This window comes from Flavobacterium aquidurense (assembly GCF_002217195.1).
GTDB lineage: Bacteria > Bacteroidota > Bacteroidia > Flavobacteriales > Flavobacteriaceae > Flavobacterium > Flavobacterium frigidimaris.
Map to the genome: position 1 here is coordinate 177,798 of NZ_MUGR01000026.1, position 23,701 is coordinate 201,498.

Genomic DNA, 23,701 nt, shown 5'->3' on the forward strand with positions numbered 1-23,701 from the left:
TAAAAATAAGTAGATTAAAGATGTATTTAAAGTAGATTAGAAAAAGATTAGAGTGTTAAGCAAATGTTACCGATTGAAAAAACCGATAACCTTAGACTTTAATATTCTAGTGAAAATATGTAATTAGTTAACGTTTTAAATATTTATTTCAACACATATTTAGTAAAAAAAATAAACCTTTACGGAAATACCAAAGAAAATGAAGTGCCTTTCCCGAGTTCTGAATCTACTATTAAATTAATAGTATGCAGTTTGAGAATTTGTATCGTGATAAAAAGCCCCAATCCCTGTCCCTGAATGTGGCGTGTATTATCGCTTCTAAAAAAGAGATCAAAGATAGATTCTTTATCAGGATCTGATATTCCGGGGCCCTGATCTGTAATTTTTATCACAAGTTTACCTTCGTTAGAAAACGCAAGCACTTCTACCGGAGCAGGAGAGGAGAATTTAATAGCATTGTCTAATATATTGTACAAGGCGATAAAAAGCATGTGTTTATTGGCATAAACAGATAGTAAACCTTCCTGATCAGCAATGGCATTTAGATTTACTGAGACTTTAGATTCAGGATATTCAATTGCTTTCTTTTCCAGTACATTCCATAAGATCTCATCTATCCTCACAGATTCCATTTGTTGAGGTTCAGACAATTCAAGTCCGGACAATACCAGAAGACCTTCAAGAGTAGCTTTAAGATGTAAGGTATCTTTTCTAAGGGATTTCAGTATTCGTTCATACTGTTCGTTCGTTCTGGGTTGTTGCAGCGCTACATCAATATCTCCTATAATAATAGTTAGGGGAGTTTTTAACTCGTGTGAAGCATTTTTTAAAAAATTATTCTGGATCATTATTCCACTTTCCAGTCTTTCCAGAAGATAATTAAAAGTGGTTGCCAATTCTTTAATTTCATCCTTACTGCTGGTTTGCGGTATTTCTAATCTTGAATGCAGATTTTCTGTTGTTATCGTATTTACTTTGGCAATAACTTCAGTAAACGGTCGAAAAGTCTGTCTCGCCAAAAATGTTCCTAAAAGATAATTTAACGGAATTCCTGCCAGATAAAACAAAACAAACATAAAACCCAGTATTTCTAATTGGTGATTACCGGTACGGTCAATTCCGGAAACTACAATAATAAAATCTCCCTGATTGTCATTATAAAAAACTGCCACAAATTGTCTTTTGTCTCTGGTAAAAGTAAACAGCTTTTCTTTTTTGATATGCTCTAAGTCTTTATCACTTAATTGAAAATCAATCGTATCATTTATATAAATTTTGTTTGTCCGGGCGTCGTAGATGCGTATCGACTCGTTGTTGATTCTTTTGTACTGAAGTTCGATTTGTTGGTAACGGGCGCTGTTCATCTCTTTTATTTCATCTTTTTCAAAATAAAACAGGGCTGCTGTCATCGCATGATCTTCAAGATTGTCAAAATAAAGATTTTTCATATGACTTCTAAACAAGAGGAAAGATCCGGCCATGAGAAGCCCGGCTATAAAAGCAAAAAGCAAAGTAGAGTTTACCGCCAGTTTGTTTTTAAGATTCATGACTTTTTTGTTTGAGCATATATCCTGTGCCTTTTATAGTATGAATTAGCGGAGTAGGGAAGTTCTTGTCTATTTTATTGCGCAGATAATTAATGTAGACATCTACGGTATTTGATGTTGTGTCAAAATCAATATTCCAGACGGCTTGGGCAATTGCGATTCTGGATAATGCTTTCTCACGGTTTTTCATAAAAAAGATCAAAAGCTTTAGTTCCCTGGAAGACAAATTCAGTTCCTTACCGTCTCTTGAAGCGCTTTGCTCTTTCATATTAATTTCGACTCCGGCATACGACTGAAAATCGAGAATTCCGGTGCTGAATTCGGCACGGCGAAGCTGCGCGTTTATTCTTGCCAGTAATTCTTCAAACAAAAAAGGTTTTGCCAGATAATCATCAGCTCCGGCCTGCAGGCCTTTTACTTTTTCGTGTGGCGTATCGAGAGCACTCAAAATAAGTATCGGCACAATAATTTTCCGGCTTCTTAAAACTTCGCAAACCTCAAAACCTGTAATATCAGGCAGCATAATGTCGAGAATAATAATATTATAGGTATTCTCCATCACCTCTTTTATGGCATCAAAACCTTTTGTGATCGTTTTGACTTCATAGAGATGTTCTTCAAGTCCTCTTGTAATAAAGGAGGCAACTCTGGGATCGTCTTCAACTAATAATACTTTATTCATAACAGGAAAAAATTGGAGTTTGTAATCGTATAAATTAAGTAATACAATAGTGATTAGGGTTTTGTATTGGATTTGTTTTTCTGTCGTTTAATTCTAAGAGTGTATTTTCGATCATTCTGGCCATCGTATCCAATGCAAGATCGTTAGGTTGTAATCCAAACGGATTTTCTAATTCATCTGCAATTGCTTCAAGTGCAACAAAGGTATATGCAATAAAAACAATTATAAAAGGCATAACCCAACCCATTGTTTCTACAAAACCAAAAGAGAGTAAAAAACAATAGATATAAACCGTTCTGTGCAGTAATACACTATAAGTATAAGGAATTGGAGTGCTGGCAATTCTCTCGCATCCGCCTACAATATTCGAGAGTTTATTCAGATTTTCTTCAAAAGCCAATTGGGTAACGCTGTCGATTTTATTTTCTGCTTTTGCATTTTTTACCCAGATGCCTAATTCCCTTAAAATAATAATGGGTTTGAACTGTACTTCTTTAAGTTGCTCAGTAAATTCTTTGGGAAGCAGCCGATTTAAATCTTCAGCAGCGTCAGTTTCTCTAAGCTGATGTTTTAGGCTATATACAAAAGCGATCAGTAAATTAGTGAAGTTATCCCGTTTAGTATCGTATGCCGGATCATGAATAAGTGTGATACTTTGCCGGGCAAGAGATCGGGTATCATTGAGTAAAGCGCTCCAAAGTTTTCTGCCTTCCCAAAACCGGTCATAACTTACACTGTTCCTAAAACCAAGAAATATGGCAAGTGCAATACCAAAAAGCGTAAAAATGGCCGGATTAATATGAAGATTATAAGCGATTAAATACGGTTTAAAATAGACTACTAAAAATGAAAACAGCAGTAATAATAAAAGTCTGGGAAGCAATTGAGGCAAAACAGAACCTTTCCATTCAAAAAGCATTCTAAACCAGTTGTGTTTTTTTTTGATAATCATGGGTCGTGATCAAATTTGATGATATAAAAGTAATTAAAAGTATTACCTCTCGCAAAAAATCATGGGAGAATAGAATGAATCTTAAAAATTGCTGATCAATCCCTGAATCCGGATTGGCGAAATTATGAATTCGCTTGGTAAATCCATTCAGAATAAGGATCTGTTTTGTGCATTTTACGTCAGAAAAAATAAATACGAAAAGTTAAGAAAATATGTATCTTTAAAATTAATTTCAAGGCATTATTCAGCCTGAATTGATGAACGATCGAATTTTTGTCAAAATACAATTCTTTAACAACAAACGAATTTTATGAAGGTAGTTTTTATTAAAACAATACTGTTTTTAATGTTGTTCACTTTTATTTCCTGCGAAACTAAAAAACAAAAAGCCGAGCCTAAACCCTATGCAGCAGGAGTAATTTTATCTTTTGATGATGCTTATGTAGACGAATGGTACGAGGCCGATCAGGCTTTGAAAAAATACGGATGGAAAGCTACTTTTAATGTTTGCAGAATAGACTCTATTGGAGCTCCACATATAAAAAAACTTCTCGAATTGCAAAAAGAAGGTCATGAAATTGCCGGCCACGGATACCATCATTATAATGCTGTAAAATTCGTCAATCAACACGGAATCGATGCTTATATGAAACAGGAAATAGATCCTATGATCGTTTCTATGAAAAGGTTAGGTTTTAATGTTACGACATTTGCCTATCCGTACGGCGAAAGGTCTGACGCGCTCGACAAAGCTTTATCTAACGATTATAAAATTATAAGAGGAAGAGCTTTTGGAGGAGAGGCTCCTGAAAAACAAGACAGTTTCTTTAATAACTCAAAAATTGTATTTGCTTTTGATATCGATAACAGTCACATTCATTTTAGTATTCCTTATGTTCTGGAATTACTGGATTATGCTAAAAAACACAATAAAATTTTACTTTTATGCGGACACAAACCCGTTAAAAATGTAACCGAAAATTATCAGACTAAAATCGAAACCTTAGAGTTCATTTGTAAGTATATAAAGCTTAACGACCTTAAATTCTATAAAACATCGGATCTGGATGATTTACTTCCGGCAGAATAATAAAGTACGTCGCCAAAGCCTGTCATTAAAGTTTGTTATCAAAGTATATCGCCAGAGTTTTTATCATTTCGACTCAGGAGAAATTTTAAATCTAAAAAATTTTAAATTCGTGAATTTGTGGCTATTTCTTAAAGATTAAAATAATCAACCCAATTTTCAAATCATTTTAATCCTCTAATCTGTAGCTATTTTTCTAGGGCTTTATCACCTTCGCTAAAATTCGCGGAATCTGAATCAAATCATAATCATCGGTAAAAACAATGTACTGATTGTGCCAGCATGGAGAAAATTTATCCTTAAAATCCCGAAGTCCTTTATAATGCGAAAAGGATTTTACCCTTTCATAAGCATATTTCATAGATTTTTCCTGAATCGTCTGCGGGTTTTCGATACCGCTCATAGGCGCCAGACCAAGATCGACATAATTGATTTCTTTCGATTTCAGATAATTAAAAAGCGCCACCATCATAAAATCGATAATGCCATTTGGCGCATCATCAGTTTTGCGGATCAAATCATAGGTGCTTTCATTTTTTGCGTAATCCGGAATGATATTCAGGAAAGCCAAAATTTTCCCTTCACTATTTTCTACCGTAATAATTGTCTGGTTTTTAAGTTCATCCCACAGAAAAATACCCTGAGAAAAAAGCATTTCTTTTCGTGAAGTTTCCTGTAGCCATTGATCGCTAACGGCTTTTATTTGCTGCAATAAGCCATCTCTTACAGGAGGCTCATTGACAACGGATTGCAGACCAAGATCCGTAATCTTTTTTAGAGAGTTTCGCAACGATTTTCTGTTTTGACCTTCCAGATGAAATTCACGAAGATCGACAATAGCAGCCTGACCCAGAAAAAAGTATTTTTTACCAATTTCAGTATACGTTTTCAAACTTGCTTCGGGTATCAAATTCAACGATACAAGATTCAATTTCAGCATCATTACCGCCAACAGGATTCTCTAAAGCAACAGCAAAATTTCCGGATAATCGGTAAGAAATAAAAGCATTTTCACTTTTAGATATAAAAATCAGTTTATCAAAATAGGTTTTAAAATAATCCAGGCTTGAGTTGCCATATTGATGAAGTAAACCCGCTGCAATTTCTTTTTCCTCGGCAGTAATGTTGTATTTATATATCGAAGGTTTTACCAAAGTATACATTAAAAAACCAAAAGAAAGCAATCCGCTAATTTTAAGAGAGATCAAAAAATGCATCGCAAAAGTTCCTGTGGGATGCAGGTTATCGCTTCCAATCAAAAAATAATTCTGAAGCGTATACCGCACCGATTCAGCTAAACTAAAATCGATATTAAAATGTTTTTTATCAAAGAAATAAAAGCCTAAAACGCCATAAATTAAAACCGCCATTATACTTAATATTGAAGTTTGCAGCCCAATAATACCAAGTCTTGGACTTGTTTTTACATAATATTCTTTTCTGGTAGCAATTAAAACGCATATGACCAAAAAAGCAATGGCAGACTCTTCAAAATCAATAGCTTTGGTCAAATTTCCAATCAAGGAAATAACTGATAACAGCAGTGCAAACCACCAGGCTGTACGAAGGCCTTTTAGCATAAAAGCGGCCGTAACCAATAAGAAAAGTCCGGCAGTTAAAACCAGATAATTTGAGGTATGAATGGCTTCAACCGGCAGGAAATTTTTAAGAATAACGAGTCGGCTATTGATTGCAGGCGTAAGCACAGAAACAATATTGATGATGCCCAGCGTGAGCAAAAGAAAAGCAGGCACAACACGAAGCAGCAGTTTCTGAATTTTTGAAATAAATAAAATTACCCCCAGAAACAAAGGAAGCCAGAATTCGAAAACACGATAAAAAAGGGTGATGGCCACGGCTTCCATATTTGTAAAATCGTATTGTATCAATACATATCCCATAGAAACTTCAACAGCACCTAAACCTCTTAAAAATGGCGATATAATCAGGAAAATAACAGCAATTACATACGCCATTGTTGCAGCAAAAAGCGACGGTTCAAACTGCAGTGCTTTCATGGCAATGTACACATGTACAATCCCGGCCGCGTCGATCAACAGGGAACACAATACGATTTTAGAAAAGGCATTTCTGTTTATTTTCTGTTCGTGCAAATCGATCAGGAAAGGTTCTATTTTTGGAAAACTTTTTAAGAGAAGCCGGTAGAATTTTCCCTTTTGAATTATCGAATTAAATAGGAGAACCAATAACGGAAGAATGACAATAACAAGACATAAAACGAGCCATTCTGTATCACCAATTGATCCTTCTAGTAAAGAAAAAAGAAACAACGGTATTGCTAAAATGATAACCGAAACAATACCCACAAAACCATAAATTGCTGATGCTAAATGAATTTCTGTTTTGGTTGTGCCTTTTTTTAGTAAAGCATCAGTAAAAAGAAAAAGAGAAGTAATGCCGCCGGTAGGAATAAAAACACTTATAAAATTGCGTTTCAGGAATAAAGTATTGGCGTCTTTCCAGGTGATTTTGGCACCAATCGCGGCAAATGAAACCACATACATTAATCCTTGAAAAAAAATGTAGAGAACTGTGACTAAAAAAGCAACGAATACCCATTGCGGTTTGGCCTCGGTAATGCTGTTTTTTATTTGATAGAGTTCACTTTGTTCTTCTTTAATAAACCAAAATCCAATTAAAAAGAAAGACAATGTCAGGACGATTTGGCCTAATAATTTGCCGTTTTTAGAAAAAAATGTAATGAATCTTTTTTTGAGTAAACCTATACTGATATTGGCGTTTTTGGGTTCTTTCATAGTAACATCACTTATTTACTTTGTTATAAAAATACTATATTAATTGATTTGTTTCCAGATAAATACAATCAAATTTTAATGTATATTTATACATCAATCGCGATGAAAACTATGGATAATAAAAAACAAGTATTTCAGACTGAAACCAAATTACGCTGGAGAACTTTTCAATGGTCAACCAGACTGGTCATTTTTCTACTTTTGATGTTGATTCCCGTTTTTATTATTACGCTGGAAAGGGGTTTAAAACCTTCTTTACCCATATTAGGCAATGATACTTCGACACAAAAACTGGTAAACCCAAGCACGCCCGCAGCACTTACTACTAAGGAACTGATCAGATACAAAGGTTTTAACAGCTTTTTGAGAGCAAAATCAAAAATGGAAAAGCTGGAAAAACAGCCTCAGGGAATTGATTTTCCAGAGATTCGTGCGGCTTTCTATGTCGATTGGGATCCGCAAAGCTTATTCTCTCTTCAAAAGAATATTGGTAAACTCAATATGGTGATTCCGGAATGGTTTTTCCTGGATCCAAAAACAGATTTGCTGCGCGTAGAAATTGATACGGCTGCTTTGAAAATAATGAAAAAGGCAGGAATAAAAATAGTTCCTCTTATTAATAATATCAATGAGTCGAAAGGCGAGGGAGAGTTTGATGGCGATATGATTCATCGAATATTGCATGATAATGTAAAGAGAGAAAGGCTGATTAACGATATTGTAAAAAACCTTAAAAAATACAACCTTCAGGGAATTAATATTGATTTTGAGGAATTTAAAGAAAATAGCGACGAACCTATTATCACTTTTCAGAAAGAACTTTATGAAAAACTGCATCCAATGGGATTTCTTGTTACGCAGGATATCATGGCGAACGATGACGATTTTAATATAAAAGCACTCTCAAAGTATAATGATTATATGTTTCTGATGGCCTATGATGAACATTACAGCGGAAGTGTTCCCGGAGCCATAAGCAGTCAGAAATGGACAGAACGAATTCTGGATCAGGTGGCTAAAGAAATTCCGTCGAACAAAATTATTCTCTGTTTTGCCGGTTATGGTTATGATTGGGAACAAAATAAAGAAGCAGTAACAATTACTTATGACGAGGCATTATCCCTGGCCAAACAATATGGTGCAACGATAACTTTTAATGATAACAGTTATAATAATTCCTTTAATTATACAGACGGAAGAGCAAACAAACATCAGGTTTATTTTACGGATGCTGCGACTAATTTTAATACCATCAGGTTTGCAGATGAATATGGCACCGCAGGAACAGCTTTATGGCGATTAGGAAGTGAAGACAGTAGGTTATGGCATTATTATAATCGTAGCCTCACCAATAAAAGCATTGTCAAAACCCCATTTGATTTTAAAACATTAGAGAAAGTGCATATGAGTTTTTCGACGCCCGATTATATAGGCGAAGGAGAAATCCTAAATGTGCTTACAGATCCCCAGCCCGGAAAAATTAATCTTCAGACAGATCCACATGAGTCGATAATCACGGAACAAAAATATGTAGAATTACCCACAAAATATGTCATAAGTAAGTTTGGGAATGTACATAAACAAGTTATTTTAACTTTTGATGATGGTCCGGACCCTACTTACACACCGCAAATTTTAGATATTTTAAAACGTGAAAAAATTCATGCCGCTTTTTTTGTAGTAGGACTTCAGGGAGAAAGTAACATTCCGCTTTTGCAAAGAATTTATACAGAAGGACATGAGATTGGCAATCATACTTTTACACATCCCAATATTGCATTAGTAAGTAAGGAAAGGGCTTCCGCGGAAATGGAAACCACCCGGTTATTGATCGAAGCGGTTACCGGAAGGAGCACAGTACTTTTTAGAGCGCCGTACAATGCTGATGCAGAACCAACAACCGAAGCAGAATTAAGACCTGTAGCTTTAAGTAAAGCCCAGAATTATTATACAGTAGGAGAAAGCATAGACCCTAACGATTGGGAAAAAGGCGTGGTGGCGGATAGTATTTATAATAGGGTAATCAGAGAATATGAAGCGGACCCGACCAAAGGAATTATCCTGCTTCATGATGCCGGAGGTAACAGACAGGCCACGGTAGAAGCTTTACCAAGAATTATAAAATACTTTAAAGACAAAGGAATTCAATTTACAACTGTTTCTAAATTATTGGGCAAAAGTAAAGATGAAATTATGCCTAAGGCAAAAGGAAATTTGATGACGATTGATAATATCATTTTTGATCTTGGATATTGGTTTGGTAATTTTATTACTGCTCTTTTCTGGATTGCAATTCTCTTAGGGTTCTTTCGCATTTTGTTAATGGCCATTATGGCTTTTTTAAAGAAATGGAAAGATTACAAACATCCGTTAAGTTATAATACGACAGGAGAGCTTTACCCAAAAGTAAGTATCATTGTACCTGCTTATAATGAGGAGGTAAATGCTGTGAAGACAATTCACAACTTATTACGGCAAGATTATCCTAATTTTGATATTATTTTTGTCGACGATGGTTCGAAAGATACCACATTCAGTCAGGTCAATACTGCGTTTAAGAATCATGATATTGTAAAAGTTCACACTAAAGTAAATGGAGGTAAAGCCTCAGCACTGAACCACGGAATTGCAATAACCCAAAATGATTTTGTAGTCTGTATCGATGCAGATACGCAACTAAAGACAGATGCACTTTCAGAATTAATGAAGTGTTTTACGTTGCAGTTCAAAAACAATCAACAAGTGGGTGCCGTTGCCGGAAATGTAAAAGTGGGAAACGAGAATACCATGCTGGCGAAATGGCAAAGTATTGAATATACTACCGCACAAAATTTTGACAGAAGGGCTTTCGATCTTATTAACGGAATCACGGTAGTACCGGGAGCTATTGGCGCCTTCAGGAAAAAAGCTATCGAAATCGCCGGAGGTTTTACAACAGATACCCTTGCCGAGGATTGCGATCTGACCATTAGGATTCTAAGGAACAACTACCGAATCGTTAATTGTGTCGAAGCCGTTGCCGTGACAGAAGCACCGGAAACCCTGAATGAATTCATGAAACAGCGTTTCCGCTGGAGTTACGGCATTATGCAGGCATTCTGGAAAAACCGTGATGCCTGTTTTAATCCAAAATACAAAGGCCTCGGAATGGTTTCATTACCAAATGTCTTAATTTTTCAGATCGTGCTTCCAATTTTTGCCCCGCTGGCAGATCTAATTCTGATTGTCAGTTTAATCTGGAACCACAACAATCCGGACAGTCTTCATAAAATTGGGATCTATTATCTTGTATTTATGTTAGTAGATATGCTGGTAAGTGTAATCGCTTTTATTTTCGAAAAAGAAAAACTAAGCAAGCTGATCTGGTTGATTCCGCAAAGATTTGTTTATCGTCAGTTAATGTACGTGATATTATTCAGAGCAATCAGAAGAGCCATAAAAGGAGAAAGTCAGAGCTGGGGCGTATTAAAGAGAACCGGAAACGTGGGATCGCTGGAGGGGTAAAATTGACTGGAGATAGCCTTATAATCTGGAAGGATTTTATTCTTTGCAGTGTGACAAAGTCATAATGGAATAAATTATAAATAAGTAATAGATATGAAGTTAATTGAACTGGTAAAACATTTAAAGAGTTTAAAAGAATCTGAAAAGTTTAGGAGTGCACAATTGCCAAATATCGAATATGATCTTATTGATATGTACATGATTGAAAAGGTTGACCTTAATTCAGAGATTGTTTTTTTTATGAAAGAATGGATTTCAATCTAACGGAAATCGACGTTATAAATGTTGCGTTTGTCAAAAGAGCCATGCTCTTTCGATCCTAAAATAAGCTAGCTCTTCCTCATCTCTTATCAAATTATCCAAACGTTCAAATCCTGATTTTTGCAATACATGCTGTGATCCACTATTGTTGACATCAGTTATCGCTACCACTTCATTCGTGTTTGTATTGACAAAGCTATAGTGCGTTAGCGCTTTGCATACTTCTGTAGCAATACCTTTTCCCCAGTATGCCTTGCTAAGCACATATCCAATTTCTATTTGGGCTGTATTATAGGTAAAAATACGAGCGACACACATTCCTATAAAATTATTATTTACAGTGTCGAATATCGCCCAGCGGCTAAGGTTATTCTTTTCGTAATTTTCAAGCAATTCACTAAACATCTCCACATATCTTTCCGGTGAAGTGACAGGAAGGTATTGTGTAACTTCATCGTCTTTGAAGAGATCTAAAAAGGTTTGTTGCTCCTGAGGTAAGAATTCGCGAATAATTATTACTGGACTGTGGTAAAGAATAGACATTGATGAGAATATTAAAATAAAGAATTTTTTTGAGCATTTTGGCTGAAATTTATAGCCTGATTTTCTTTCGTAAATACAACCGAAAGTAAAGAAAATTAATAAATAGCGCAAGCCTTCTCATAAATTTAAAGATTTATAATTTTCTTCTGATTACTGTATCAGTTTCATTTGTTGAGGAACTGTTTTTCGCCAAAAACTACTTCCGTTGAATTTGATTTTCATCATTATTTATCAAACAACTTAAGTTAGATTAGCAGATCAAGTGGTAATTGAATTGTTTTATAAAACGAACTTAGTTATTTTTGTATCTGAATTGTATTTGTATTTTAGAAAATTTTAGTACTAAAAAGAGTGTTTTATTTGTAGAACAAGTTCTACATGAGGTTTTATATTGTTCTACACAATGTTAATGTTAAGCAAGGTACTTTTGCAACTAATTAAAAAAATAAAATCAGATATAGATCCAAAAAACAAATAAAAATATGTAATTTGTTTAAACATATTTAATGAATTAAAAGAATCCCCAAGTCTCTTTTAAATATTTGTTGTCGTTGTAGAGAGTGTTGATTTGGCAAGGGATGAACTTTGCTGTTTTTATTTAAGGCGGGTTTGTTTTTTAGCTTACAATAACTTTTACCGGCATTATATTTTAGTTCGTAATACGGATTAAAATCTAAAAATTAATATTTATTCAAAATGTAGTACATCATTCATGATATTACTTCATATACCTAATTAAAACAATTGAATGAGCTATTGATTTTGTTCTTTACTCATTATTTTTTATCATTTTAATAGTATAAATTTTGATTAGAAAGCATTTATTGAATAATACATTTAGTTTCCTGAAGCTAAAATTCAAACAAAGAAAAATAATTCACTACACTTTAATAGCATGTGTTATTGTGTTGCAATTGATAGTTGTGGTCATTTGGTACAATGAATCATCCAATGAATCAGAAATGTCTAAAGCGTTGGATTCTATGAGTTCGTTGAATAAAATCACACAAGTTACCGGTAAAATAAATCATTCGTTTATTGATTCTCAAAAGAACTTCAATGCTTATAAAAGTCAAAAAGATCAGGCTTCATTAGACAAATACAATGTTTCATTAAACGAAATAAGCCGTTTGATTGACAGTCTTAGTGCAATTACCAAAGACAATAAAGCGTTTATGAAGATTCTGATGGAAAAGAATCGATCCCAGCACACAATTGAATCTTTAAAGGCAGATATTGATTCGATCATTGAAACGCAGATTAATAGAGATAAAAAAGACACTCCGAAATCATTCAAACTGAACAAATTTCAGTACAAAAAGATTTTAGACAGTATCAAAACTGATTCGTATATAAAAGTAGACAGTGTATCTAAAAAAGGATTGTTTACCAGATTAGGCGATGCCTTAGCGGGAAAAATGGACGTGCAGAAAGAGCAGCTAAAGATCACTGTTACCATGAAATACAATGATAAAGTGGTGTCCGGAAGTATAGAAGACCAGTTTGCCAATTTGTTTAATACCACTAATACATACTACGAAAACCAATTTAAGAACTTAAAAAAATCATTTGCAAGTTTAAGGGACCAGGATTCAAAACTAACGGAGCTTAACAATAAACTGCTGAATTTAGAAGCAGAGATAATGCCGCATTATAATAAATCGCTGAGTGCGTTACAAGACGATACTCAAAAAAAGCTACAGAATCAGTACAATACGAATAAAGCCGTCAGAAGTTATACGATCGCGATCCTGATCATATTAATGTTTATTATATCGATTGTACTTTTTAGTTTCACCAGAATGGCTTTTCAATATGAGAAAAGATTAACCGTTGCACAAATTAAAATCCGCGAAAGCCTGAATTTTAAAAATAGGATTATGGGAATGGTGAGTCACGAAATCAAATCGCCACTTAGTATCATCTCTATTTACAGTAAAATGATAAGCTCGTCGATAAAAGATCCTGAAATAAAAGATACTTTCAAATCGATTCAGTTTACCACAAGTTCATTGCTTCTCCTGACGAATCAGATCTTAGAATATTCGAAAGATGAAAATTATTTACCAAAATTAAATAATAAAAACTTCCATTTAAAGGAAGAAATCAATCAGATCATTTTTGCGATGACGTCATTGGTAGAAAGTAAAGGAAATAAAATTGAGCTTCAGTCTAATTTGCTTTCAGAACTTGAAGTTTATTCTGATGCTACAAAAATACACCAGCTCTTTTATAACATTATTGGTAACGCCAATAAATTTACAAAAGACGGACTGATCTTAGTTGCGATTGATTCTGAAAATATTTCCGGTAAAAAAGTTAATTTAAAAGTTGAGATTCAGGACAACGGAATGGGTATTGCAGAAAATGACTTAAAAAACATATTCGAACTTTATTACCAGGGTACAGTTTCAGGAAAAGTCAATGATCTGGGAGTTGGTTTAGGGCTTAATTTGTGTAAAGAAATAGTAGAGTTATTTGGCGGAGAAATTAGCGTTCAAAGTGAGCAGGGTAAGGGTACAATGATTAAGTTCAACCTTATAATAAGTTTGGTCTAAATTAGAAAGTACAACAAATATTTTGTAATTTACAGTACCAATAGTAATGATTTAGTGAACAGCGCCGCAACAATTTTAATTTACGTAAATGAAAATGACACCAACATCCAACAACTATAGTTTTTTAGTTGCTGATGACCACAGTGTGGTAAGACAAGGCGTTTCTCTGATTATAAAAGAGTTATTTCTGAATGCCACCATCTATAAAGCAGGAAATTTTAAAGAAACATTCGATATTCTGAAAGAGGTAAAAATCAACTTATTGATTTTAGATGTAAATTTTCCTGACGGAAACAGTATCAACGTTATAGCAGAAATTAAGGCGATTCAGCCTGACATCAAAATATTAATATTTTCAGCTTACGATGAAAATATCTATGCGATGCGTTATCTCAATGCCGGCGCTTCAGGTTATCTGAATAAAGAAACCACAGAAGACGAGATGAAAAATGCAATCAACACCATGATTTCATCCGGAAAATATATTACACAGAATATAAAAGACAAGATTTTAGATTCTTATATTTCAAAAAAACCTACAAATCCGCTTGACCTTCTTTCAAATAGAGAAATAGAAGTAGCGCAGTTGTTAATTAAAGGATACGGCAATCTCGAAATATTAGAGCTTCTGAACATTAAAAAAACAACCGTCAGTACTTATAAAAACAGGATTTTCGAAAAGTTAGAAATCGACAATCTGGCAGATCTAATTAAGTTTTTTCAGCTCTATTACGATGAGTAGCATTGTTTAATAATATGTATATTAGGTATTTATCGAATTTTATAAAAAACAGGAATCTATCAGGTTCCTGTTTTTTTTATGGCATAGATGTTCAGAATTGTAGTTTATTTCCTGTAGAAAACATTCTACACGCGACTGTACATTGTTCTATAAAGTATTGATTGTATTGAACGTATTTTTGTAATGTCAGGAAGAGAAAATGAGAAAGAAGGTTCAAGAAAGAGACATTTTTAATTGAATATGGAGATTAATTTTTCCTGATACAATAATCATTTTTTTGTTGCTGCAGACGGCTTTTGTTTGTGTTTTTTGGAGTTTATACAATGCAGGTCAATTTTATTTTTTGAAGGTGGCCGTCTGATCAACAACTGATCGTGTTTAGAGTTCAAAGAAAATTTAGAATTTAAAAACATAAGAAGATTTAAAGGAGAGAATATATATGCCAGATTGAGATTTTATTATTAGGGAAGTTTAGTAAAAACGTTAAAGAAATCTCTCCTTTAATTATTTCTGTAATGCTTAGGAATTAGGGAATGTTATTTTAAAAAATAAGAATATGGAATTCGATTTTTATAAAACAAAGAAAATTAAGACTGTTGATAAATTGAAATCTAAACTATTTGACCATATTCAGGACGCTTTTTTTGTATTGATGATTTCAGCGCATAATGACTACGATATGCCTTTTATAAGCGATTCTGTTTACAAAATGTTCGAAATTCAGCAGGATAAGATATTTACCAACACAGTACTTTCAGCCTATAATCAGATTCACCAGGAAGACAAAAAACTGGTGAAGCATTCGCTGATTGATGCACTTAAAAGAAAAAAAAGCTGGAGCGTTGTTTTCAGGGTATTATTGCCTGTAAAAGGTTTACGCTGGCTTAAAATCACATCAAAAAGAGAAGTAAATAGCGATGGATGTATTGAAGTGTACGGAAGAATAACTGATGTAACAGATGTAAAGGAACAGGAATTGAAGTTTAACATTTCAGAAGAACGTTTTAAGTTTGTTATCGAAACCTCGACTTCAGGTATTTGGGATTGGAATATTACCACCAATACCATTTATTATTCGCCACAATCTTTAAAAATATTAGAAGCGGATACTGCAAATGGTTTTGATTCTCCAGAACAATGGCAAAACATTGTGCATCCTGATGATCTCAAAAAACATTGTGAAGCCCTTAATGATCACTTTGAAAACAAGACGCCTTTCTACGAAAATTTTCATCGTATACTCACTTCAAATACTAAATACAAGTGGATCCTCAACAGAGGAAAAGTAATAGAACGCGATGCAGAGGGCAAGCCATTAAAGATAATAGGTACGCATACTGAGGTTTCGTCTCAAAAGGAAAAAGAGCTGGAATTAATGAAAAAGATGGAGCTGTACAGTGAAAAAAATAACAGGCTTTTGAATTTTTCTCACATTGTATCGCATAATCTAAACTCGCACGCAGGAAATTTTAAATTGCTTCTGGACATGATTGATCTTGAAGAGAATTTTGCTGATAAACGCGAAACGATGAAATACCTGAGAACGGTTTCGAACGATCTTAACAAGACAATTGAAGATTTATCGCAAATTGTAAACATTCAGAATAATAAAGAAATTGTTGTAGAACCGCTGAATCTAAATGCTTATTTAGGCAGGGTCCTGAATATTGTCAGTGCATACAGTCATAGAAATAATGCGACAATTATAAACAATATACCGGCAGATGCAACCATTAATTTTAATCCGGCTTATCTCGAAAGTGTACTCCAGAATTTGTGCACTAACGCAATAAAGTATGCCAATCCTGAAAAGTTTTTGAAAATTGAATTCAATTTTTTTCTGGAAAACGAAAAGAAAGTACTCACGATAAAAGATAACGGATTGGGAATTGATCTCGAAAAATACGGGCATTTATTATTTGGAATGTATAAAACATTTCATAATCACGAAAAAGCAAATGGCATAGGACTGTATATTACAAAAAACCAGATCGAGTCTATGAACGGAAGGGTTACAGTCGAAAGTCAGGTAGGAAAAGGAACAACATTTAAGATCATTTTTAATGATTAAAGATAGTAAGGCCTACAAGCTAAATTTAATATAAGGTTACACAAAAAATCAATTTTTAAAATGGAAAAATTTGTAATTAATATGAACTCAAATGGGGAATACCAATTTGATTTTATAAATAATAATGATGAAATTATTTTGAGTAGTGGAGAATACACCAGAAAATTTATGTGTATAAAAGGAATTGAATCTGTAAAGATGAATTCGCAGGACCACACGAAATTTAACCGAAAAGCAACTCAAACCAACAAAAGATATTTTAATATTAAAGCTTTCAACGGGAGAATTATTGCAATTAGTAAAATGTTTGATGACAAAATTTCCTGCGATTTAGCAATGGAATCATTTAGGTCAAAAGCACCAAATGCTTTGATAGAAGACAGATCGAATAGTAGAAGAGAGCCAAAAATCTATCAGAGAGCAGCAGCTGAAATGGCATTCTGAGCAGAGTGATTTTTTTTAATTTAGGATACTCCGTCCTACTTTTTATAATTGCCTCTAACAGCTGAAGCATAAAGTCATATTAGGTAGGTTTTATGTCTTATTGTGACATTTATTGCGCTTATTTTTCAATAGTGAGTTTTGGAAAATTGTAAAAAGTGATAAAATATGGCAGCAGAAAAGATAAGAGTTTTAGTAAATGACAATAGAGGCCATTTCTTAAAACTGTTCAGAAAAGAATTTACAGATGAGTTTGAATTCATCTTAGATCCTTTTTTTGTTCATAGTCAGATTGGGATTGCCTCTTTCGGTCATTTTGTATTTGTTGTTTATAATAAATCAGAATTAATCGATTTTTTGACTATAGAAAAAAAAGGGTCAATTATCCTGGTGTGTTTATTCAACAAGCGTTTGTATACTCAGGCATCGTTTATAGAAGAAATAAATGATCTGATTGTATTAGACGGTTATAAAACAAAAAGAACCATCATTAAGGATTTAAAATTGTATCTTAAGGAAAGTTCGGGATCAAAAGAACTAATGGCTAAAAAAGGTTTATCCAATTCGTATAAAAATCGGATGAAAGGACACAATTCTTTTAAAACAATATTCTTTTTAATATAACTAAAGACAAAATTGCTGCAAAAACAGAAAAACCAGTAAAGTTTATTTTACTGGTTTTTTTTTATTTAAATATAAAACAAAGAGAGTGTTAACTCACGATATCATTTAATGCCTGAAAGATATTCAGAGGATATTCGGCAATTCTGTTGCACAAATACAAGTACCATTCTTTGCCATACACAAAGTACAATTTGGCAGGATAACCTTGCTCTTTTAATCGTGCTAACTGCTCATTCTGAATTCCGTACAAACTTTCAAATTCATACAAATCTTTGCTGGTTTTATAATTTTCAAGCATTGCAACAACTTCTTTCTGAATCAGGTCATGGTGTGTTGCAATAGCACAGCTGTGATTTCTGGATAATAACTGATCGACATAGTATAAATAACGCTCATCAAGTGCTGCTCCTCTTGGAATCGAGATGCCCTGAGGAGTTTCAAAAGCACCTTTTACCATTCTGATTCTTCCGTTTTGCTGAATCAAATCTTCAAAATCGTCTTTTGATCGATGCAGGTAAGCCTGAAGCGTAATCGAGACATTGTTATATTTTTGAGAAGCCGTTTTGTACACGTCAATTACAGCATCGGTTATTTCAATTTTTTCGGCACTGATCGTTACTTCAATATTGTCTTTTTCAGCTTCCTGACAGATTAAATCCAAATTATTCAAACACAAATCCTTTGATAATGCTAAACCAATATGAGAAAGATCGAGAGAAACAGTCGAGTTCAGACTTTGTTTTTTTATTTCCTGTGCTATTCGGATAAATTCATCAGAAGCTTCAGCAGCCTCTTTTTCTGTATTCGTATTTTCGCCCATGAACTCCATAGAGGTTTTAAATCCATGCTTGTTTTGTTCCTTGACCTTAACAATAGTTTCTTCTAATGTTTCACCGCCAATATAGCGGTCTGCGGCTTTTTTTAGTGTTCTGAATAAGATTTCATTTGAAAGAATATAATCTTTTGCCTGCTCATTTAAGGCTGCTTTTCTTAAAGCACTCGCACCCATTTGTAGTAAATCCTGTTCCATGTTATTGTTTAGTATTGATATAAAAAAAATAGTAGCAAATTGAGTTTGTTGTCAGAAAAGAAACATAAATAATTATAGTTTATTTTCATTTTGTCAGTACTATTCCATTTTCTTTTTTTTGTGAAAATTAGAAAATTTATTGGATAGTGTTCCTTTCACAAATATAAAACCAGATGTCGAAATATAGCAGTTAGATGTGTTTTTATTTGTAATAATTATTCCTGAAAACAAGGATCGAACAATCAACTTATTGAGAATGCTCAGATAAGGAGATTAGAGATTCAGGATCACTATGATTCTTACATTTTTAAACTGAAATGTTAAGAAACCTGTTATTTTTTTTGGCAATTCCGGTCAAACTGCTCGTTTTTTCGTATCTTAAAAATTCTAACAAATAAAAACAATGATGACAAAATTACGAATTTCATTAATCAACATACACGGCCTCTTAAAAGGTTCAGGTTTGGAGATTGGTAGAGATGCTGATAATGGAGGACAAACTAAATACGTTTATGAACTGGCTGAGTTTTTATCACAACACGAAGCTGTAGAACATGTTCATATATTTACAAGGCTGATCGATGACAAAAACCTTTCTCCTGAATATGCAGTACCTATCGAAATCATTAATGAAAAATTAGACATAAGAAGAATTCCTTTTTTAGGAAAAAAATACAAGCCTAAAGAACAATTATGGGAGGGTTTAGACACTTTTGTAAACGGAATAGTGCAGAATATCAAACTTCATGATATTTTTCCCAATTGGATACATTCACATTATGCAGATGCAGGATACGTCGCCAGTGAATTATCCACCATATTAAACATTCCTTTCGCTCATACCGGGCATTCACTAGGTTTTCATAAAAAGAATAAATTACTGGAAAGCGGTTTGAGTGAAGAAGAAATCGAAAAGAAATTTAAGTTTCAGCAAAGAATTGCCGCAGAGGAAAAGACATTAGAATTGTCTGAGTTTATTGTAACCTCTACAGAGCAGGAAATTGAAACTTATAAACCCTACAAAAATTTTGAATTAGGGAAATACCACGCCATTTCTCCCGGAATTGATACCAGTAAATTCGTTCCGTATTATCACCGAGAACAGGATTCTGACAAACAAATGGAAGAGGAGCAGAGAAAATACTGGGTGGCTGAAACCATTTCTAAGTTTTTAATAAATCCGCACAAACCATTTATTTTAGCACTTTCAAGACCGGATCGCCATAAAAATCTTCACACTTTAATCGAGGTTTATGGCAAGGATAAAGAATTGCAAAGCATTGCCAATCTGGTTATTTTTGCCGGAATCAGAAAAGATATTTCGCAAATGCCGGAATCAGAAAAAGACGTTTTGACAGACTTACTGTTATTAATGGACAAATATGATTTGTACGGAAAAATGGCAATTCCAAAGAAACATGATGTAGAAAACGAGGTATCGATTATCTATCGTTATGCTGCCGAAAAACGCGGGGTTTTTGTCAATTTGGCTTTGCATGAAAACTTCGGATTAACCGTAATTGAATCTGCGAGTTCAGGTCTGCCGGTTGTGGTGACTAAAAACGGCGGTCCGTCAGAAATTATTCCAACTTGTCAGAACGGGGAACTAGTAGATCCATTAAATGAAAATGAAATAAAAAAAGCGTTACGGAATATTTTGACCAATGAAAGTCAATGGAAGTATTACTCGAATAATGGAGCAATTAACATTCAGAAGCACTATAGCTGGTTAAGTCATGTCAATCAATATGTTGAACTGGTAAATGAAAACTTATCATTATCATCCGGTTCAGGAATCAAAAAACAGCATTATCCTAATATCAATATCGAACGACTGAAAAGAAAGGTCGAACATTTGTTTGTTTCGGATATTGACGGGACACTGATCGAACCAAAGTTAAATAACCCCGGACTAAAAGAATTAAAAGAACATTTGATCAACCGAACGGATAAAATGGCCTTTGCCCTCGCGTCCGGAAGAAACCTGGCACTGGTAAAACAAGTCATCGAAGAGGAACAATTTCCTTTGCCTGATTTTATTATTTGTTCTGTAGGGACTGAAATTTATTATACAAACGGTAAAGATTATATTCTGGACAAAGGATGGGCAAAATTTTTGGCCGGCCGCTGGAAAAGAGAAGATATTGTAAATCGCTTAAAAGCGATTCCTTGGTTGCGATTACAGGAACAAGAAGCCCAAAATCCGTATAAAATCTCGTATTATTACGATAAGGAAAAATACGATTATGATCAGTTAATCGAAGTTTTGGGCACGGGATGGTACAAAGTAAATATTATCCCAAGTCACGGCGAGTTTCTCGATTTTATACCCAAAAGAGCTTCAAAAGGAAATGCAATTAAATTTTTATGCCGCAAATGGTCTATTCCATTATCCAATGTGATTGCTGCGGGTGATTCAGGAAATGATATTGACATGTTCAGAGGATCTATGAAAGGGATTATCGTAGGGAACCGAAGCCCGGAATTGGCGCAATATGAAACTACTAAAAGTATTTATGTGGCTAAAAGTGCTGCTTCTGAAGGAATTTTAGAAGGATTAAAACACTATAAAATAATTAAATAAATAAACGTTGGGCGTAACGGGTTCTGGCATACCGGCAACATAGATTCTGGACTCCAAAAAACTATGCTGCAGCTGTGTCATGTAAAATTTAAGAAATTAAACCCAACATTAAATAAAAAAATTAAATAATATGTATTCAGGTTCAGGTTTTAGTAATTGGGAAATAGGAGACGTTGATGTATTTATAGATGATAGCGGAGTGCATCATTTATTTCATTTAATTATACCTAATCACGATTATATTGCACATGCAGTTTCTAAAGATGGTCTTTCGTGGAGAAGAGTAAAAAACGCTTTGTTTGTAGGAGATCCCGGAGAATGGGACGATGATATGTTGTGGACAATGCATGTCAGTAAGAACTCAGAAGGAGAAGGTTACGAAATGTATTATACAGGTCTAAAGCGTCAGGACAAAGGAATTACACAAAAAGTGGGCCGTGCCGTTTCGCCTGATTTAATTCACTGGACAAAAGACAATCAATACGGTTTACCGTTAAGAAGTGAAGCACCTTATTATGAAAGCCGGGACAATAACCCACGGGAATGGCTTAGTTTCAGAGATCCTTATAAATACCAGTTTGAAGGTGAAGATTATTTATTAATTTGTGCCCGAAGTGCTGTAGGACCAACCTATAGAAGAGGCTGTATTGGTGTTGCAAAAAGAGGCGAGAAAGGTTTTGTCCTTCAAAAACCGCTGCATGTAGCCTACGTATATGATGACATTGAATGTCCCTGTGTGGTCGAAATAAAAGGAATGCATTATCTATTAGGTTCCATTCGTGAAGATATAAAAGTGCGTTATTGGTTTTCTCCGGATTTTAAAGGAGAATATCACGCTTTTCATAATAATGTTTTAATGCCGCAAGGCAATTATGCCGCAAGAATTGTAAAAGAAGGAGAGTATTATTTGATATATAACTTTTACTTTGTTGGAGGAAATGTCAACACACTTCGCGTAATTCCGCCGCCAAAACAATTAGATGTTGACAGTAACGGCAGATTGTTACTAAAGACCTACCACCATTGGAGAACGCTTTATCAAAGAACAATTCACCAGAGAAACTTACCAATTCCGGTTCCGATTTTAGGAAATCCTTCAGCTAATTTCGTGATAGAAAATGAAAATAAATGGCGCATTGGCTGTCGAAGCGGTTATGAAGTCTTTTGCTTTGAAAAACCTTCAGAAAATTTTGTTTGGGAAGGAACACTGGCTGTTGAAGGAATGGGAAAAACAGGTTTCGTAATCGAATGTGATGAGCAGGGAACGGCCTATTATATATCCATTGATTTTGTAAATGGTTTTGTTCAGTTCAGGGCATGGGGATTTAATGAAAAAGATGTCAAGAACAATTTTGTTTTTGAAAACATTCAAACCAATCAATTTGAAATTGTAGAAAGCAAAGAGATTTATTTTAAAATTATTCGTTACGGAAATTACTACGAACTCTCCATCAATGAAGTAGTCAAACTAACCTTATTGGATTTTAAATACAGTGAGGGAAAAATAGGGGTATACGTATGTTCAGCGATAGTAGCATTAAGTGATTCAAAAATTCATGTGATTCCGGAACCTGAAAATGAATATGCCACTGCAGATCCTACTAAATCTCTTGAAGAATTTAATAAAATAACCCAAAGCAATTGATTTTAATTAAAAAAAATAGTAATTCTCATTAACTTCAATGAGAATTACTATCTATAATGCTTTGAACACTTTGAATAAAAGTTTCAGTATTGTGAATTTCGTTTTTGATGTAGATGTCGTAATGGTACAGTTTAAATTGCTCCAGCATATCCTTTTTTAGAAATTTGATCAGTGATTCGATAGTGCGGGTGTCGGTTTCGTGATTTCTTTGTAATTCGCGCTGTTTGCTTTCCAGATAAGCTAAAGTCTTTTTTAATCTTTGTACATTAATTTTGTCCACAGTTAATCTTCTTAAAATTAAATAAAATAACGATAATCAGGAATAAGATAAAACTCAATATTTTTCCAAAAACGTAACAGTGAATTGAATTTATCTCATTACAAGACTATCGTTTCTGGTAATTACGTTATAATTGACTTTTTAGTTTGAAATATAATCCAAAAAATTAGATCTTTTCTCTTAAAAATATTTTTTATTAGTCTAACAGTTTGAATTGCTTTTGTTTAAGTGTAGAATAGAATAGTCATTAATTTTTGTTTTTTCTTAAAAAAGAACTGTAAAACCAATACTTTTAGTTTCTTTTTAAAGTAATCTTATTGTCGTATGAATTAAAAAAAACATCAAAGTATATTTAATAAAAAACAAGCTGTAT

Annotated in this window: 18 protein-coding genes; 10 read left to right on the forward strand and 8 right to left on the reverse strand. The window is 33.8% G+C overall.

Annotation, left to right across the window (positions count from 1 at the left end; translation table 11 throughout):
• Positions 1-179: 179 nt before the first annotated feature.
• From B0A67_RS14635 to B0A67_RS14645, 3 genes are read right to left on the reverse strand one after another with little or no spacing between them, the layout of a single operon-like run.
• Positions 180-1,547, reverse strand: a complete 1,368-nt coding sequence (locus tag B0A67_RS14635) for a HAMP domain-containing sensor histidine kinase (RefSeq protein WP_242670969.1) — start codon at positions 1,545-1,547, stop codon at positions 180-182.
• On the reverse strand, positions 1,537-2,229 hold the full coding sequence (locus tag B0A67_RS14640; RefSeq protein ID WP_072953911.1) for a response regulator transcription factor: 693 nt from the start codon (positions 2,227-2,229) through the stop codon (positions 1,537-1,539). Before B0A67_RS14640 ends, B0A67_RS14635 begins: the two co-directional genes overlap by 11 nt.
• Before the next feature lie 34 nt (positions 2,230-2,263).
• A complete protein-coding gene (locus B0A67_RS14645; protein ID WP_072953909.1) occupies positions 2,264-3,181 on the reverse strand; it encodes a bestrophin family protein in 918 nt (305 codons plus the stop codon).
• A 310-nt stretch (positions 3,182-3,491) separates the two neighbouring features.
• Here B0A67_RS14645 and B0A67_RS14650 point away from each other — a divergent pair, with 310 nt between their 5' ends.
• Entirely contained in the window at positions 3,492-4,271 is a 780-nt protein-coding gene (locus B0A67_RS14650) for a polysaccharide deacetylase family protein (protein ID WP_072953907.1), read from the forward strand.
• A gap of 193 nt (positions 4,272-4,464) precedes the next feature.
• On the opposite strand, the gene B0A67_RS25220 is transcribed toward B0A67_RS14650, so the two are convergent.
• Complete coding sequence (locus B0A67_RS25220; protein ID WP_242670970.1) at positions 4,465-5,184, reverse strand: phosphatidylglycerol lysyltransferase domain-containing protein; 720 nt, start codon at positions 5,182-5,184, stop codon at positions 4,465-4,467.
• A complete protein-coding gene (locus B0A67_RS14655) occupies positions 5,144-7,045 on the reverse strand; it encodes a lysylphosphatidylglycerol synthase domain-containing protein (protein ID WP_242670971.1) in 1,902 nt (633 codons plus the stop codon). The genes B0A67_RS25220 and B0A67_RS14655 overlap by 41 nt, the downstream gene beginning before the upstream one ends.
• A 111-nt stretch (positions 7,046-7,156) precedes the next feature.
• Between B0A67_RS14655 and B0A67_RS14660 the strand changes: the two genes are divergently transcribed.
• Positions 7,157-10,549 carry a polysaccharide deacetylase family protein gene (locus B0A67_RS14660; protein WP_072954253.1) on the forward strand — a complete coding sequence of 1,131 codons (3,393 nt, stop codon included), beginning with the start codon at positions 7,157-7,159 and terminating at the stop codon, positions 10,547-10,549.
• A 93-nt stretch (positions 10,550-10,642) separates the two neighbouring features.
• Complete coding sequence (locus B0A67_RS24995) at positions 10,643-10,813, forward strand: hypothetical protein (protein WP_207557345.1); 171 nt, start codon at positions 10,643-10,645, stop codon at positions 10,811-10,813.
• A 30-nt stretch (positions 10,814-10,843) separates the two neighbouring features.
• Here B0A67_RS24995 and B0A67_RS14665 read toward each other — a convergent pair whose 3' ends face one another.
• Positions 10,844-11,353 (reverse strand): GNAT family N-acetyltransferase, encoded by a 510-nt coding sequence (locus tag B0A67_RS14665; protein WP_072953905.1) that lies wholly within the window; start codon positions 11,351-11,353, stop codon positions 10,844-10,846.
• A gap of 824 nt (positions 11,354-12,177) precedes the next feature.
• Between B0A67_RS14665 and B0A67_RS14670 the strand changes: the two genes are divergently transcribed.
• The 5 genes from B0A67_RS14670 (at position 12,178) to B0A67_RS14690 (ending at position 17,789) form a co-directional block, all read left to right on the forward strand.
• Positions 12,178-13,911 (forward strand): ATP-binding protein, encoded by a 1,734-nt coding sequence (locus B0A67_RS14670; protein WP_123887415.1) that lies wholly within the window; start codon positions 12,178-12,180, stop codon positions 13,909-13,911.
• A gap of 88 nt (positions 13,912-13,999) precedes the next feature.
• On the forward strand, positions 14,000-14,653 hold the full coding sequence (locus B0A67_RS14675) for a response regulator transcription factor (protein ID WP_072953901.1): 654 nt from the start codon (positions 14,000-14,002) through the stop codon (positions 14,651-14,653).
• Positions 14,654-15,209: 556 nt separating this feature from the next.
• Positions 15,210-16,724 (forward strand): PAS domain-containing sensor histidine kinase, encoded by a 1,515-nt coding sequence (locus B0A67_RS14680; RefSeq protein ID WP_072953899.1) that lies wholly within the window; start codon positions 15,210-15,212, stop codon positions 16,722-16,724.
• A 60-nt stretch (positions 16,725-16,784) separates the two neighbouring features.
• Positions 16,785-17,168 carry a YegP family protein gene (locus tag B0A67_RS14685; protein ID WP_072953897.1) on the forward strand — a complete coding sequence of 128 codons (384 nt, stop codon included), beginning with the start codon at positions 16,785-16,787 and terminating at the stop codon, positions 17,166-17,168.
• Positions 17,169-17,333: 165 nt separating this feature from the next.
• The gene (locus tag B0A67_RS14690; RefSeq protein WP_072953894.1) at positions 17,334-17,789 is read left to right on the forward strand and encodes a hypothetical protein; all 456 of its coding nucleotides are present in this window, start codon (positions 17,334-17,336) and stop codon (positions 17,787-17,789) included.
• An 88-nt stretch (positions 17,790-17,877) separates the two neighbouring features.
• On the opposite strand, the gene B0A67_RS14695 is transcribed toward B0A67_RS14690, so the two are convergent.
• Positions 17,878-18,819 (reverse strand): proline dehydrogenase family protein, encoded by a 942-nt coding sequence (locus tag B0A67_RS14695; protein ID WP_072953892.1) that lies wholly within the window; start codon positions 18,817-18,819, stop codon positions 17,878-17,880.
• 403 nt (positions 18,820-19,222) lie between these two features.
• Here B0A67_RS14695 and B0A67_RS14700 point away from each other — a divergent pair, with 403 nt between their 5' ends.
• Together B0A67_RS14700 and B0A67_RS14705 are read left to right on the forward strand one after the other, a co-directional pair.
• Complete coding sequence (locus B0A67_RS14700; protein WP_072953889.1) at positions 19,223-21,403, forward strand: HAD-IIB family hydrolase; 2,181 nt, start codon at positions 19,223-19,225, stop codon at positions 21,401-21,403.
• A gap of 130 nt (positions 21,404-21,533) precedes the next feature.
• Positions 21,534-23,048: a glycoside hydrolase family protein gene (locus B0A67_RS14705; RefSeq protein ID WP_072953888.1), complete on the forward strand. Its 1,515-nt coding sequence runs from the start codon at positions 21,534-21,536 to the stop codon at positions 23,046-23,048.
• Between the two features lie 34 nt (positions 23,049-23,082).
• Here the strand turns inward: B0A67_RS14705 and B0A67_RS14710 are convergent, their stop codons facing one another.
• Complete coding sequence (locus B0A67_RS14710; RefSeq protein WP_072953886.1) at positions 23,083-23,328, reverse strand: hypothetical protein; 246 nt, start codon at positions 23,326-23,328, stop codon at positions 23,083-23,085.
• Positions 23,329-23,701 lie beyond the last annotated feature (373 nt).